Raw genomic sequence first — 14,803 nt, 5'->3', positions numbered from 1 at the left:
TGCCGAAGCGCTTGACAAATAGCCTTCGATCTGGGTTCGGGGCCTTGACGCCCCGGTCTTTTCCCCCTAACCAGCCCTATCTCGAATGCGAGATTGATTCTATTTCCGGGTCGCCCCCGTATCTCGAATCGCTCATCTGATATCAGCCGCGGCCCGGTGCGTGATCGCTTCGGGCTTACGTTGTGAAAAAAGGTTCTGGTGCTACGGAACCGCAACGAAAAAGGAAACTGCACTTGGCACGTATCGCCGGCGTCAATATCCCGACCAACAAACGGGTCCCAATCGCCCTCACCTATATCACCGGAATCGGCCATGCTTCGGCCAAATCCATCTGTGAAGCCCTCAACATCGACGCCTCGCGTCGTGTGAACGAGCTTTCGGATGCCGAGGCTCTGGCCCTGCGCGAGCATATCGACGCAAATTACACTGTCGAAGGCGACCTGCGCCGCGACACCCAGATGAACATCAAGCGCTTGATGGATCTTGGCTGCTACCGTGGCCTGCGCCACCGTCGCAACCTGCCGGTGCGTGGTCAGCGGACCCACACCAATGCTCGCACCCGCAAGGGCCCGGCAAAAGCCATTGCCGGCAAGAAGAAATAAGGGAGGGCATTTTAGATGGCACGCGATACCAAACGCACCAAGAAAAAGGTTTCCAAGAACATCGCCACCGGCGTTGCTCATGTGAACTCTTCCTTCAACAACACCAAGATCCTGATCTCGGACGTGCAGGGCAATGCGATTGCATGGTCCTCAGCCGGGACCATGGGCTTCAAAGGCTCGCGCAAATCCACGCCCTACGCGGCGCAGATGGCCGCAGAGGATGCAGGCCGCAAGGCGCAGGAACATGGCATGCGCTCGCTCGACGTCGAAGTTCAGGGGCCGGGTTCGGGCCGTGAATCGGCGCTGCGCGCGCTGGCTGCTGTCGGCTTCAACATCACCTCGATCCGTGATGTGACCCCGATGGCGCACAATGGCTGCCGCCCGCCGAAACGCCGCCGGGTCTGATCCTATACATCTCTTGGTGGGGCCGCGCCGTGGCGCGGTCCCGCTTTCGTCATTTTACATCCTCGGGCGCTCTGGACCTTTGGACATGGGAACAGGGCAAGAATGGAGGGACGCATGATCCACAAAAATTGGGCTGAACTGATCAAGCCGACACAGCTTGAAGTCAAACCCGGCAATGACCCGCTGCGTCAGGCGGTTCTGATCGCCGAGCCGCTCGAGCGCGGCTTTGGCCTCACGCTGGGCAACGCGCTCCGCCGTGTGCTGCTGTCGTCGCTGCAAGGGGCGGCGATCACCGCCGTTCAGATCGACAACGTGTTGCATGAATTCTCGTCGGTGGCAGGTGTGCGCGAAGACGTGACCGACATCGTGCTCAACCTCAAGGGCGTTGCGATCCGCATGGAAGTCGAAGGGCCCAAGCGCCTGTCGATCAATGCCAAGGGTCCGGGCGTCGTCACCGCCGGTGACATCTCTGACAGCGCGGGCATCGAGATCCTCAACAAGGATCACGTGATCTGCCACCTCGACGAAGGCGCTGACCTGTTCATGGAACTGACCGTGAATCAGGGCAAGGGCTATGTCGCCGCCGACAAGAACAAACCCGAGGATGCGCCCATCGGTCTTATCCCGATTGACGCGATCTATTCGCCGATCTCCAAGGTTAGCTACGAGGTTCAGCCGACCCGTGAAGGTCAGGTTCTGGATTACGACAAACTGACCATGAAGATCGAAACCGACGGCTCGATCACCCCGGATGATGCCGTGGCCTATGCCGCGCGTATCCTTCAGGATCAGCTGTCGATCTTCGTCAACTTCGACGAGCCCGAATCCGCCAGCCGTCAGGACGACGACGATGGTCTCGAATTCAACCCGCTGCTTCTCAAGAAAGTGGACGAGTTGGAATTGTCGGTCCGCTCCGCGAACTGCCTCAAGAACGACAACATCGTCTACATCGGCGATCTCATCCAGAAAACCGAAGCCGAGATGCTCCGCACCCCGAACTTTGGCCGCAAGTCGCTCAACGAGATCAAGGAAGTGCTTTCGGGCATGGGTCTGCACCTTGGCATGGATGTCGAGGATTGGCCGCCAGACAATATCGAAGACCTCGCCAAGAAGTTCGAAGACGCTTTTTGACAAGGACACACTGAAACGACGGGCAATCCCGCCCCAAGGTGAGGGGGCTGACACGCATCAGCCCCCCGGACAAAGCAAAAACGCTTAGGAGATAGAAAATGCGTCACGCCAGAGGATACCGCCGCCTGAACCGCACCCATGAGCACCGCAAGGCGCTGTGGGCGAACATGGCCGGCTCGCTCATTGAACATGAGCAGATCAAGACCACCCTGCCCAAGGCCAAGGAACTGCGCCCGATCATCGAAAAGCTGATCACGCTCGGCAAGCGCGGCGATCTGCACGCCCGCCGTCAGGCCGCAAGCCAGCTCAAGCAGGATGCCTATGTGGCCAAGCTGTTCGACATTCTCGGACCGCGTTACAAAGAGCGCCAGGGCGGTTACGTCCGCGTTCTCAAGGCCGGGTTCCGCTATGGTGACATGGCCCCCATGGCGATCATCGAATTCGTCGACCGTGACGTCGATGCCAAAGGCGCCGCCGACAAGGCCCGCGTTGCCGCATTCGAAATGGCCGACGACGAATAAATCGACCATCGGTCCAGGTGAAGACCTGTGCGCCCCCGCCCTAACCGGCGGGGGTTTTGCATGCCGGGGATTGAGTATTTGGACCAAGAAGAAACGGCAAAGCCTTGCATTGCCGCGTCCCTCCCAGCATATCTCGGCGTTAGGATTACCCTTGCGGAGGTTGCCATGTTCCGGATCGTCTGCTTTGTCCTTATGATCCTGCCGGGCCTGACACAGGCGCAAACCCGCGTGCCGGTCTCACAGGCTGAAATCCAGTTGGGTTTTGCCCCGGTGGTGCAAGAGGCTGCGCCCGCGGTGGTCAATATCTACGCTAGCCGCATCGTCGAGGCCCGCCGCAGCCCGTTTCGGGGCGATCCGTTTTTCGAGCGGTTCTTCAACGATTTCGGTGCCACCCGACCGCGCGTGCAGAATTCCCTAGGCTCTGGTGTGATCCTGTCTGAGGATGGCATCGTGGTTTCGAACTATCATGTTGTGGGTGAGGCCACGGATATCCGCGTGGTGCTCAATGACCGCCGGGAATATGCCGCCCGTGTCCTCTTGGGCGATGAAGAGGCGGATCTGGCCGTTCTCCAGGTCGAGAATGCCCCGGAACTGCCCGCTCTCGATCTGCGTGACAGCGACACCGTGCAGGTGGGCGAATTGGTGCTGGCCATCGGCAACCCCTTTGGCGTGGGTCAAACGGTCTCGAGCGGTATCGTCTCGGGACTTGCGCGCTCGGGCACGGCCACGGGCAATGCGCGCGGCTATTTCGTCCAGACCGATGCGCCGATCAATCCGGGCAATTCAGGTGGTGCGCTGGTCGATGTGAATGGCGATCTTATCGGTATCAACACCGCGATCTTGTCACGTTCAGGCGGCTCTAACGGCATCGGCTTTGCCATTCCTTCGGGCCTTGTGGCGCAGTTCGTGGCACAGGCACGCGCGGGCAAGACGCAGTTTGAACGCCCTTGGGCAGGCCTTGGCGGTCAGCCCGTCACCCCTGACATGGCCGAGGGTTTGGGCATCGCGCGTCCTGATGGCGTGGTGATTTCCGAGGTGCATCCCCAGAGCAGCTTTGCCAGCCATATCCGCCCCGGCGACGTGATCACCATGGTGGGCGGTCAGCCGGTCAACAGCCCCGCCGAGGTGATCTATCGCATGTCGCTCGCGGGGATTGGGGCGGAAACAACAGTCACCCGCCTGCGCGAAGGTGCCGAGGATGTGGTTCAGATCGCTCTGATCGCCGCGCCAGATATGCCGCCGCGCAACCCGCTTGAAACCGGACCGCGCGCCGCCATTCCGCAAATGATCCTCTCGACCATCAATCCCGCAGTGATCGAGCAATATCGCCTGCCGCTCATGTCCGATGGCGTGATCGTGGATGATCCCGGCCCCTATGGTGCGCGCGCTGGATTGCGGCCTGGCGATATTCTGAGGCAGGTCAATGGGCGCCCTGTCGAGGACAGCCGCGCCGCGCGCGACGCGCTGGAGCGAGCGACGACTACGCTTGCTCTCGATCTTTTGCGGGATGGACAGCGCCTCGCGCTGCGCTTCAGGATCTGAGCGGTGGCGGATCTCTTTGATACTGGCGACACGCCCCGCGCTGAAACCGCCCCGCGCCCGCTGGCAGACCGGCTGAGGCCCCGACGTCTGGCGGATGTGATCGGGCAGGAACAGGTGTTGGGCGACGAGGCCCCACTTGGGGTGATGCTGGCCTCTGGCAGCCTTGGCTCGCTCATCCTCTGGGGACCACCCGGCGTGGGCAAGACCACGATTGCCCGGCTCTTGGCCGATGAAACCGATCTGCATTTCATCCAGATCAGCGCCATTTTCACCGGCGTGCCCGAACTGCGCAAGGTTTTCGAAGAGGCCAAGCATCGCCGTGCCAATGGTCAAGGCACGCTGCTCTTCGTCGATGAAATCCACCGTTTCAACAAGGCACAGCAGGATGGGTTCCTGCCGCATATGGAGGACGGCACGATCCTCTTGGTCGGGGCCACCACCGAAAACCCGAGTTTCGAGTTGAACGCGGCCTTGCTAAGCCGGGCGCAAGTGCTGGTGTTGACGCGGCTTGCGCTGGCTGATCTGGAGCGGCTCGCGCAGCGCGCCGAGCAAGAGCTGGGCCGTGCCCTGCCGCTCGACGGACCGGCGCGCGAGGCGCTGCTTGATATGGCCGATGGCGATGGGCGCGCGCTCTTGAATCTCATCGAACAGGTTGCGGCGTGGAAGGTTCCGGGCAAGCTTGACAGCGCCGCGCTCGCTTCTCGCCTGATGAAGCGCGCCGCCAAATACGACAAATCGGGGGATGAGCATTACAATCTGATTTCGGCCCTGCACAAATCGGTGCGCGGCTCTGATCCCGATGCCGCGCTCTATTGGCTGGCGCGCATGCTGACGGGGGGCGAAGACCCGCGGTATCTCGCGCGCCGCATCCTGCGCATGGCGATCGAGGATATCGGTCTCGCAGACCCTCAGGCGCAGTCCATCTGCCTGCATGCGTGGGAAACCTATGAGCGCATCGGTAGCCCCGAGGGTGAATTGGCTTTGGCGCAGGCCGTGGCCTACCTCGCTCTCGCGCCCAAATCGAACGCTGGATATGTGGCCTACAAGGCCGCGCTGCGCGAGGCTAAGAAAACCGGGAGTGAACCACCGCCCAAGCACATCCTCAACGCCCCAACCCGCCTGATGAAAGAGCAGGGTCACGGCGACGGCTATGCCTATGACCACGATGCAGAGGATGGATTTTCGGGTCAGAATTACTTTCCAGAGAGCATGAAACGCCCGGTTCTCTATCAGCCGGTCGAGCGTGGATTCGAACGCGAGCTCAAAAAACGACTCGACTACTTTTCCAAGCTGCGGTTGCGGCGAAGCTGAGTTCCCTCAAAAAACCTCAGAAATTCTGACCTTTAAATGTTTCCTACCCGCCGGATTAAGGGCTGGAAACACAGGTCGTTTCGTGTTTTGTTAGAAACATGTCGCTTTTGTGCATCCTTTTCGACCCTCCGAAACCCAAGCTTTCGGAATGGGCTGATGCCGCGTCTTCGCCAAAAATAGAAACTGACCAAGACAGGGAAATCCAATGAAAAAGAAAACCGATCAGGTCCTTTTGGACCGACTTGCGCAGGCTGCGCGCACCGGCGAAATCTCGCGCCGGTCATTCATGCATTACGCCGCCGCCGCGGGTGTGACCGCTTCTGCGGCAACCGGGCTCTGGGGCACCTCTGCTGCCGCGAACCCATCGCGGGGCGGCACGTTCCGCTGGGGCGTGCATGACGGCAACACCTCGGACACCCATGATCCGGGCACCTATGTGACCCGCCAGATGATCTTTCTCGCCCACACCCATCGCAGTTACCTGACTCTGATCGAGCCGGACAATTCCCTTGGGCCAGACCTTGCGACCAGTTGGGACGCGACGCCCGACGCCATGCAATGGACCTTCGAACTCAATCCCGATGCGTCCTTTCATAGCGGCAAGCCCGTGACGGCCCAGGATGTGATCGACAGTCTCAATCATCACCGGGGCGAGGCCGCAACCTCGGCGGCCAAGGCGCTCTTGACCGATGTGACCGACATCACCGCTGATGGCGATCATACGATCACGATCAGTCTGGCGCGCGGCAATGCCGATCTGCCGTGGCTGATGACCGACTATCACTTTGCGATCTGCCCCTCGAATGGCGATGGCACGATTGACTGGAAATCTGGCGACGGGTCTGGTCCTTACAAGATCGACTCAGGCGAATTCGGCATCCGCTGGGAATTGACGCGCCATGACGGCTGGCACGGTGACGGGGCCTATTTCGACAAGGTGACGATGATCGTCCTCAACGATCCAAACGCGCGGCAAACGGCGCTGGTGACGGGCGACGTGGATTGTGTCTCGCTGATCGAGCTCAAGACGCTGGCGCTCTTGCAACGCAATCCCGACATCTCGGTTGATAATATCCCCTCTGGCGGGGCGATCACCATGCCGATGTTCTGCGACACGGCACCCTTTAGCGATGTGCGCGTGCGCAACGCGCTGAAACTCGCGATGAACCGGGACGAGATCATCGAGAAAATCGCCTTTGGGGCGGCCACCAAGGGGAATGATTTCCACCTCTCGCCGGTGCAGCCCTATTGGCCTGAGGATATTCCGCAGCGGGAATACGATCCCGATCAGGCCAAGTCGCTGCTCAAGGATGCTGGGCAAGAGGGGCTCACCGTCAATCTTTCCGTGGCCGAGAGTGTCTATACCGGCGCGGTCGATATGTGTGTGCTCTATGCCGAACAGGCCAAGGCCGCAGGGATCGACATCAAGGTCGTGCGAGAGCCGAGCGATGGCTATTACTCTGATGTCTGGCTGAAAAAGCCGTTCAGCGCCGTGTCTTGGGGCGCGCGCCCGACGCCTGATGTGATGTTCACGCTGGCCTACAAAAACGATGCCGCCTGGAATGAAACCCGCTGGCAGAACGAGCGGTTCAACGAACTGCTGCTTAAGGCCAAGGCCGAGCTGGATCAGACCCTGCGCGCCGAGATGTATCGCGAGATGTGCCTCTTGATGCGCGACGATGGCGGCACCCTCCTGCCGTTCTTCAACAACTGGGTCTATGCGCGCGGCAAGGGCGTGCAGCGTCCCGAGCAGGTCGCGGCAAGCTGGGGCTGTGATGGCGCGCGCGCCGCAAGCCGCTGGTGGTTCGAGGCTTGAGGCCAGCTTCAGAACCCGGCACCCACCGGTGCCGGGCTACCAACTGTCGGGGCGGCGCAAATCCCGCTTCGGCACTCCACGTCACAACGAGCGGGCCGACACAGAATTATTTTCCGCCCGGGCCAAAAATACTGTTAGCCTGAGCCACAAAGGCCGCGCCGGACGACAAGGCGAGAGGCAAAAACAGCAGGAGGGAAAGATGGGGGATATCCTTGGGCTCGTTGCAAAGCGGCTCGGATTGGGATTGATCATTCTATTGGTCATTTCCGTGATCATATTTTTCATGGTCGAGTTTTTGCCCGGCGACATCGCGCAGGCGGTGCTTGGCCAAGGGGCGACGCCTGAGAATCTGGCGGCGCTGCGCAAGGAAATGGGCCTCGATCAGCCCGCGCTCGTGCGCTATCTGCAATGGCTCTCCGGGGCTGTGGTGCTTGATTTCGGCAATTCCATCGTGACCGGGGCCAGCGTGGCCGAGACGATTGGTGAACGCTTTGCCAATACGCTCTTTCTTGCCGCCTATGCCGCCGCGATTGCCGTGCCGATTTCCATTGTGCTCGGTGTGCTGGTGGCGCTTCTGCGCAACTCGATCTTTGACCGGGTGGCGAATGTCGCGACGCTCACCTCGATCTCAAGCCCCGAATTCTTTTTGGGCTATATTCTGATCCTCTATCTTGCGGTCAAAACGGGGATGTTTCCCGCCATCGCCAGCCTCAGCAACGACATGAGCTTTGGCGATCTCTTGTACCGCACATTTCTGCCCGCGCTGACTCTCGTTCTGGTCGTGACCGCGCATATGATGCGCATGACGCGGGCGGCGATCATCAACCTTCTGGCCTCGCCCTATATCGAGATGGCACGCCTCAAAGGCGCGCCGCCATGGAAGGTCATCGTCAAGCACGCGCTGCCCAATGCCTGGGCCCCGATCATCAACGTGGTGGCGCTCAATCTCGCCTATCTCATCACCGGTGTGGTGCTGGTTGAGGTGGTCTTCGTCTATCCGGGCATCGGACAGGCGTTGGTCGACGCGGTCAGCAAGCGTGATTTCCCCGTGGTTCAGGCCTGCTGCCTGATCTTTGCCGCCACCTTCATCCTGCTCAATCTGGCGGCGGATGTGGGGTCGATCCTGACCAATCCGCGCCTGCGGCATCCGAAGTAAGGGGCTAGAGACATGAGTGTATTCGTCATTGCCTACTATTCCCTGCTGCTGGGGGCCTCCTGCCTTGCGGCCTATTTCAACAAGCGGTCGGCCTTTCTGCTGCTCTTCTCGCTGACCCTCGTGTCCTTTGTGCTGGGCATCATCGGAGGGGTTTCGGCGCTGCGGATCGTGGCCATTCTGGCGGGGCTCCTCGGGCTATCGGCCATGGTCTCCTATGCCTTCCGCGAGTTTCTCATCGCCATCGCGTCCAAGAACCTGGCCAAGGAATTGCGCACCGCGCCGTTGACCGCAGCCTTTGGCATGTTCGTTATCTTTACCGTGGCGGTCGCGGGCATCTTCGCCCCGCTGATCGCCCCTTACGGCGAAGCACAGGTGATCACTTCAGCCTTTGCGCCTGCGGATGAAAACATGCTGCTTGGCGCGGATCAATTGGGCCGGGATATCTTCAGTCGGCTGGTTTTCGGTGCCCGCAACACCGTGGCGCTCGCGTTGGCGGGCACTGTGATGGCCTTTATCCTCGGGGCACTTGCCGGCCTTATGGCCGCGACGTCGGGCGGCTGGTTCGATCAGTTCCTCGCGCGGACCTCGGATGTGATCATGTCGATCCCCTCGCTGATTTTCGCCCTGTTGATGCTGTCGATCTTTGGCGGCGACCTTGCGAATGACACCACGAGCTTTTGGCTGCTCTCGGGCTTTATCGGGGTGACGGGCCTGCTCTTGGTTTCGGCCATCGCGGAAAGGAGCATGATCAGTTGGGTCATCGGCCTTGCCATCCTCGCCGGGGCTGCGGCGGTGTTTGGCGGCTTCATGCTGGTGATCTTCAATCCGTCGGAAATCATCCTCATTCTGGTGGTTGCGGTGATCTACAGCCCGCGCGTTTTCCGCCTGACGCGGGCGGTGGCGGGCAATGTGGTGGTGATGGATTACATCGAGGCCGCGAAACTGCGCGGCGAACGCAGATGGTATCTCATCCGCCGCGAGATTTTGCCGAATTCCACCGCGCCTTTGATCGCGGAATTCGGGCTCGAATTCTGCTTTGTATTCCTGCTCATCGCGGGCCTGTCGTTCCTTGGGCTTGGTATTCAGCCACCCACCGCCGACTGGGGTTCGATGGTGCGCGAGAATGCGACGCTGATTTCCTTTGGCGACATCACCCCACTCATCCCCGCAGCGGCCATCGCGCTTTTGACGGTTGCGGTCAATTTCGTGGTGGACTGGATGCTCTACCGCTCCTCCGGACTCAAGGTGTGACCCCATGATCAAGAGCAAAGACGTTCTTCTTAAGATCCGCGATCTGAAAATTCAGGGCTATTCCGATGAAACCTGGATCGACATCATCAAGGGTGTGGACCTGACCCTGCACCGCGGCGAGGTGATGGGCCTGATTGGGGAATCGGGTGCCGGCAAATCGACCATTGGCGCAGCCTGCATGGGCTATGCCCGCGACGGCACACGCATCTCGAACGGCTCGATCGAGTTTGACGGGATGGAGCTGACGACCGCCTCTGAGGGCGAGCGGCGCATGCTGCGCGGCTCGCGCATCGCCTATGTGGCGCAGTCGGCGGCAGCCTCGTTTAACCCGGCGCACAAGATCATCGACCAGCACACCGAAGCGCCCCTGCAATACCGGCTGAAAAAGCGGGTAGAGGCGCAAGAGGACGCGATGCAGCTCTATGAAAAGCTGCGCTTGCCAAACCCCACCGAAATCGGCTTTCGCTATCCGCATCAGGTGTCGGGCGGGCAGTTGCAGCGCGCGATGACCGCGATGGCCATGTCCTGCCGTCCTGATTTGATCATCTTTGACGAACCAACGACCGCGCTCGACGTGACCACGCAGATCGAGGTGCTGGCCGCGATTCGCGATATTGTGGATGAATACAACACCGCCGCCATCTACATCACACACGATCTGGCGGTCGTGGCGCAGATGGCCGACACGATCAAAGTGCTGCTCAAGGGGCGCGAGGTCGAAGAAGCGCCGACCAAGGAAATGCTCGACAATCCCCAAGAGGAATACACCAAATCCCTCTGGGCCGTGCGCAGCTTTCAGAGCCCGCAACGCCATCGCCCCAAGGATGGCGTGCCACTGATTTCGGTGCGCAATGTCGATGCCTCCTACACTGGCGGGGCCAAGGTGCTCGATGATGTCAGTTTTGACATTTACGAGGGCATGACTGTGGCGGTGGTGGGCGAATCCGGCTCGGGCAAGTCCACCACGGCGCGGGTGATCACGGGCCTCTTGCCGCCCTCCAAAGGCGAGGTGTTGTTCAAGGGCAAACCCTTTCCACCCAGCTACAAGGACCGCACCAAGGACCAGTTGCGCCAGTGCCAGATGATTTATCAAATGGCGGATACTGCACTCAATCCCAAGGTCAAAATTTCCGAGATCATCGGACGCCCCGCCGCCTTTTACTCTGGCCTCAAGGGTGTCGCGCTCAAGAATCGGGTGGATGAATTGCTCGACCTGATCGAGCTGGAACCCTCGCAGTACTACAACCGTTATCCGCCTGAGTTGTCCGGCGGGCAAAAGCAGCGGATCGGCATCGCCCGCGCGCTGGCGGCGGAACCCACTTTCATCGTTTGTGACGAGGTGACATCGGCGCTTGATCAGCTTGTGGCCGAGGGCATCCTGCGCCTGCTCGACCGGCTGCAAAACGAATTGGGGCTGGCCTATATGTTTATCACCCATGATCTGGCCACCGTCCGCTCCATCGCTGACGAGGTGGTCGTGATGCAGCATGGCAAGGTGGTGGAGCAGGGACCCAAGGACGAGATGTTCACACCCCCGCACCATCCCTATACCGACCTGCTGCTCAGTTCGGTGCCCGAGATGGACCCCAATTGGCTGACAACGCTGCTCGAAGAGCGGGGCATAGACAATGTTGGCGATGCGGCTGCGGCGCGGATTGATCCGAATGATCCCAAGGTTTCCAACGCCAACGCCTGAACAGAAAAGCACGGAGGGTTTTATCCCTCCGTGCCTCAAATCTCGGGGTCATGGGCGCTGCGCCGTTACAGGATCGCCATGGCTGAAAAAACAAAGGTGCCAATGATCGCCCCATATACGATCACCACAGCCTGCCAGGAGGCACTATGCGCGCGCAGTTCGCGGTTCAATTCGTCGCGGGTCATCGGCTTGCCTCCTTGATAGCGTTGAGTTCCCGGATCGCTCTTACGATCACAGGGCGCACATAATTGATTTCTGCATTTGCACAATGGGCAAACTGCGGAAAATCTATGCGTCTCCAACATGCCACCTGCCCGATTTCATCATATCGAGCGATTCCGAAGGATCATTGCCTAAAACCGACGCGCACGAAGTACAGGCGCGCGTCCCTGCAACACGCCGCTTTCTATTCCGGGAACTGCGCCACGCATTGCTGCACCTGCACTTGCGCTCGCGCTTTCAGTTGCGGGAGGATCTTTTGGTAATCCGCCAATTTGCGGCGCTCCTCGGACACGTCGATCGCAACCGGCGTGGTCTGGGTGCGATACTGTGTCGAGGGGCAGGGATAGGGCAGCACCAGATTTCGGTAAGGATCGTTGCGATAGCAGGTCGACGGCACCGTATAGGGCACCGTTTGCGTATGCAGCGCATAGCCGCGTGCGATATTGCCTTGGGCCGTTGCCATGGCGCTCTCGACACTCCGGTATTGTTCGGTTGCGTCGGAAATACATTGCTCGCGCGGGGTAGCACAGGCCGAGAGCAAGGCGGCTGCCGCCATCAAGGGGAAGAGTTTCAAGCGGCTGTTCATCGGAAAGACACCTTTATTGGGCCCCCGATCCTAGCAACAGTTCGGTGCCCAACTCAAGTAGCTGCAATGCCTTTGAAATTGGGCCTCAGCTCCCGCCGTCTGCTGCCACCAAGGCCGCGATAATCGCCTTGGCGCTCTCGGAATCCCAGTGGGCGTCGCCTTGCAGGCGGGCGATTTCATTTCCCTCCGGATCGAGGATCACGGTAATGGGCAGGCCAAAGACGCCCATGGCACGCGCGAGGGCGCTCTTGGGATCGGTGTGTAGCGGCAGGTTGTCGACGCCGATTTCGTCAAAGAACTTGGCCATCGCGGTCGGGGCGTTACGGCCTGTGGCGATGGTGACGACCTCGAAATCCTCGCCACCCATCTCGGATTGCAGGTTCGACAGCGTGGGCATTTCGGCGCGGCAGGGCGCGCACCATGTGGCCCAGAAATTCAAGACAACATGGCGACCCTGGAAATCGGCCAATGTGCCGGTGCTGCCATCGGCGCGGGTGAATTCGGTCAGGGGTGCGGCGGCGGGGGACGCATGGAAATTGAGTTTCTTCATGTCACCGTCCCGCAGCGCCTCAAGGGCTGAGGTATCTGCCATGGCAGTATTTGCACCAAGGGCCACGGCCATATAAAGGACGATCTGACGAATGCGTTTCATAATTCCCTCCGAAGGGCCAAAGACATGACTGACACAACCTCGAACCAGATGTGGGGCGGCCGCTTTGCCGCCGGGCCGGATGCGATCATGGAGGCAATTAATGCCTCGATCTCATTCGACAAGCGGATGGCGGCACAGGATATCGCCGGCTCGAGGGCCCATGCCGCGATGTTGGCGGCGACAGGTATTGTCAGTGATAGTGATGCGGCGGCGATGAGGGAAGGCCTGCTCACGGTCTTGTCAGAGATCGAGGCGGGGGAATTCACCTTTTCCACGGCGCTTGAGGATATTCACATGAATGTCGAGGCGCGGCTCAAGGATTTGATCGGCGCACCGGCCGGGCGACTGCATACCGGGCGCTCGCGCAATGATCAGGTGGCGACCGATTTCCGGCTCTGGGTGCGGGATCAATTGGATGCGGTGGATCAGGCGTTGCAGGCGCTGATGCGGGCACTTCTGGCGCAGGCAGAGGCGGGGGCGGAGTGGGTGATGCCGGGGTTTACCCATCTCCAGACGGCGCAGCCGGTGACATGGGGGCATCACATGATGGCCTATGTCGAGATGTTTGGTCGTGATCTGAGCCGGGTGCGCGATGCGCGGGCGCGGATGAATGAATGTCCCTTGGGGGCGGCGGCGCTGGCGGGCACATCCTTTCCGATTGACCGTGATATGACGGCCAAGGCTCTGGGCTTTGATGCGCCCTGCGCCAATTCGCTCGACGCGGTCAGTGACCGGGATTTCGCGCTGGAGTTTCTGGCGGCGGCGAGTATTTGCGCCATGCATCTCAGTCGCTTTGCCGAAGAGTTGGTGATCTGGTCCTCGGCACAGTTCCGGTTCGTGGCGCTGTCGGATCGGTTCTCGACCGGATCGAGCATTATGCCGCAAAAGAAGAACCCCGATGCGGCAGAATTGATCCGCGCCAAGGTGGGGCGTATTTTCGGGGCCAATGTGGCGCTGATGATGGTCATGAAAGGCCTGCCGCTGGCCTATTCCAAGGACATGCAAGAAGACAAGGAACAGGTGTTTGACGCTGCCGACAACCTGATGCTGGCCTTGGCCGCGATGGAAGGCATGGTGCGCGACATGGCGGCGCGCACGGATAATCTCGAGGCGGCGGCTGGGTCGGGATTCTCGACGGCGACCGATCTGGCGGATTGGCTGGTGCGGGTGCTGGATATGCCTTTCCGCGAGGCACATCATGTCACCGGGGCGTTGGTGGCCAAGGCGGAGGCCAAGGGCTGCGATCTGCCGGACCTGAGCCTGACCGAGATGCAAGAGGTGCATGGCGAAATCACCGCAGCGGTCTATGATGTGCTGGGCGTGCACAATTCGGTGGCGTCACGGGTGAGCTATGGCGGCACGGCACCCACACAGGTGCGCGCCCAAGTGGCGCGGTGGAAGGAGCGATTGGGATGATGCGGCTGGGTTTTGCTCTGCTGAGCCTCACGGTGCTGATGGGCTGCGGCGTTGATGGCGAACCGGTGCGCCCCACGGCGGGCCTGAATGTGGGCGTGGGCACGCATGGCGTCAATGTCGGCGTCGGTGGCGGCGTGCGCGTGGGCGGTGTCAATGTCGGCGTGGGGGTTGGCCTGTGAGATGGGTTTATGCCGCGCTGGCCGCCTGGGGCGCCATTCATCCGATGTATTGGTTCCTGCAGTGGTTCGGGCAGAACGGCTATGACCTGATGGGCATGGTCGATGCCTGGCATGCCAATGCCGCAAGTTCGGGGCTGGTCTGGGATCTGACGATTGCTGCGGTGGCGCTCACGGTCTGGGTGGTGGTCGAGGCGGTGCAGAACCGGCATTGGCTGGGCCTGATTGCCATTCCGGCGACCTTTTGCATCGGGGTCAGTTGCGGTTTACCGCTCTATCTGTTCTTGCGGGCTTCGCGTGGCGGCGCGCGCGGGATTTGA

The 14,803-nt window shown here is 60.5% G+C and carries 15 protein-coding genes; 13 read left to right on the top strand and 2 right to left on the bottom strand.

Features of this window, described 5'->3' with window-relative positions; all coding sequences use genetic code 11:
- The first annotated feature begins 233 nt into the window (after positions 1-233).
- From rpsM to KBT70_RS03880, 10 genes are all read left to right on the top strand, one after another.
- On the top strand, positions 234-602 hold the full coding sequence (rpsM, locus tag KBT70_RS03925; RefSeq protein WP_296629046.1) for a 30S ribosomal protein S13: 369 nt from the start codon (positions 234-236) through the stop codon (positions 600-602).
- A 15-nt stretch (positions 603-617) separates the two neighbouring features.
- On the top strand, positions 618-1,007 hold the full coding sequence (rpsK, locus tag KBT70_RS03920; protein WP_008281206.1) for a 30S ribosomal protein S11: 390 nt from the start codon (positions 618-620) through the stop codon (positions 1,005-1,007).
- Between the two features lie 114 nt (positions 1,008-1,121).
- Positions 1,122-2,138: a DNA-directed RNA polymerase subunit alpha gene (locus KBT70_RS03915; RefSeq protein WP_296629041.1), complete on the top strand. Its 1,017-nt coding sequence runs from the start codon at positions 1,122-1,124 to the stop codon at positions 2,136-2,138.
- 98 nt (positions 2,139-2,236) lie between these two features.
- A complete protein-coding gene (rplQ, locus tag KBT70_RS03910) occupies positions 2,237-2,659 on the top strand; it encodes a 50S ribosomal protein L17 (RefSeq protein WP_296629039.1) in 423 nt (140 codons plus the stop codon).
- 165 nt (positions 2,660-2,824) lie between these two features.
- The gene (locus tag KBT70_RS03905) at positions 2,825-4,201 is read left to right on the top strand and encodes a trypsin-like peptidase domain-containing protein (protein ID WP_296629037.1); all 1,377 of its coding nucleotides are present in this window, start codon (positions 2,825-2,827) and stop codon (positions 4,199-4,201) included.
- A 3-nt stretch (positions 4,202-4,204) separates the two neighbouring features.
- Positions 4,205-5,512 carry a replication-associated recombination protein A gene (locus KBT70_RS03900; protein WP_296629035.1) on the top strand — a complete coding sequence of 436 codons (1,308 nt, stop codon included), beginning with the start codon at positions 4,205-4,207 and terminating at the stop codon, positions 5,510-5,512.
- Positions 5,513-5,717: 205 nt separating this feature from the next.
- Positions 5,718-7,328 carry an ABC transporter substrate-binding protein gene (locus KBT70_RS03895; RefSeq protein ID WP_296629033.1) on the top strand — a complete coding sequence of 537 codons (1,611 nt, stop codon included), beginning with the start codon at positions 5,718-5,720 and terminating at the stop codon, positions 7,326-7,328.
- Positions 7,329-7,527: 199 nt separating this feature from the next.
- Positions 7,528-8,484: an ABC transporter permease gene (locus tag KBT70_RS03890; protein WP_296629030.1), complete on the top strand. Its 957-nt coding sequence runs from the start codon at positions 7,528-7,530 to the stop codon at positions 8,482-8,484.
- A gap of 12 nt (positions 8,485-8,496) precedes the next feature.
- Positions 8,497-9,735, top strand: coding sequence for an ABC transporter permease (locus KBT70_RS03885; RefSeq protein ID WP_296629028.1), 1,239 nt, complete (start codon positions 8,497-8,499; stop codon positions 9,733-9,735).
- A 4-nt stretch (positions 9,736-9,739) separates the two neighbouring features.
- Positions 9,740-11,431 (top strand): ABC transporter ATP-binding protein, encoded by a 1,692-nt coding sequence (locus tag KBT70_RS03880; protein ID WP_296629026.1) that lies wholly within the window; start codon positions 9,740-9,742, stop codon positions 11,429-11,431.
- A 406-nt stretch (positions 11,432-11,837) separates the two neighbouring features.
- On the opposite strand, the gene KBT70_RS03875 is transcribed toward KBT70_RS03880, so the two are convergent.
- Both KBT70_RS03875 and KBT70_RS03870 read right to left on the bottom strand, forming a co-directional pair.
- Complete coding sequence (locus KBT70_RS03875) at positions 11,838-12,239, bottom strand: hypothetical protein (protein WP_296629024.1); 402 nt, start codon at positions 12,237-12,239, stop codon at positions 11,838-11,840.
- 85 nt (positions 12,240-12,324) lie between these two features.
- Positions 12,325-12,891 (bottom strand): TlpA disulfide reductase family protein, encoded by a 567-nt coding sequence (locus tag KBT70_RS03870; protein ID WP_296629022.1) that lies wholly within the window; start codon positions 12,889-12,891, stop codon positions 12,325-12,327.
- Positions 12,892-12,915: 24 nt separating this feature from the next.
- Here KBT70_RS03870 and argH point away from each other — a divergent pair, with 24 nt between their 5' ends.
- From argH to KBT70_RS03855, 3 genes are read left to right on the top strand one after another with little or no spacing between them, the layout of a single operon-like run.
- Positions 12,916-14,307 (top strand): argininosuccinate lyase, encoded by a 1,392-nt coding sequence (gene argH / locus KBT70_RS03865; RefSeq protein WP_296629020.1) that lies wholly within the window; start codon positions 12,916-12,918, stop codon positions 14,305-14,307.
- Complete coding sequence (locus KBT70_RS03860; protein ID WP_296629017.1) at positions 14,304-14,486, top strand: argininosuccinate lyase; 183 nt, start codon at positions 14,304-14,306, stop codon at positions 14,484-14,486. Before argH ends, KBT70_RS03860 begins: the two co-directional genes overlap by 4 nt.
- Entirely contained in the window at positions 14,483-14,803 is a 321-nt protein-coding gene (locus KBT70_RS03855) for a DUF2834 domain-containing protein (protein ID WP_296629015.1), read from the top strand. The genes KBT70_RS03860 and KBT70_RS03855 overlap by 4 nt, the downstream gene beginning before the upstream one ends.

The sequence above is a fragment of the Roseovarius sp. genome (assembly GCF_018066915.1).
GTDB lineage: Bacteria > Pseudomonadota > Alphaproteobacteria > Rhodobacterales > Rhodobacteraceae > Roseovarius.
Note: the sequence above shows the minus strand (reverse complement) of the source record. Positions and strands in the feature narration are given on the sequence as shown.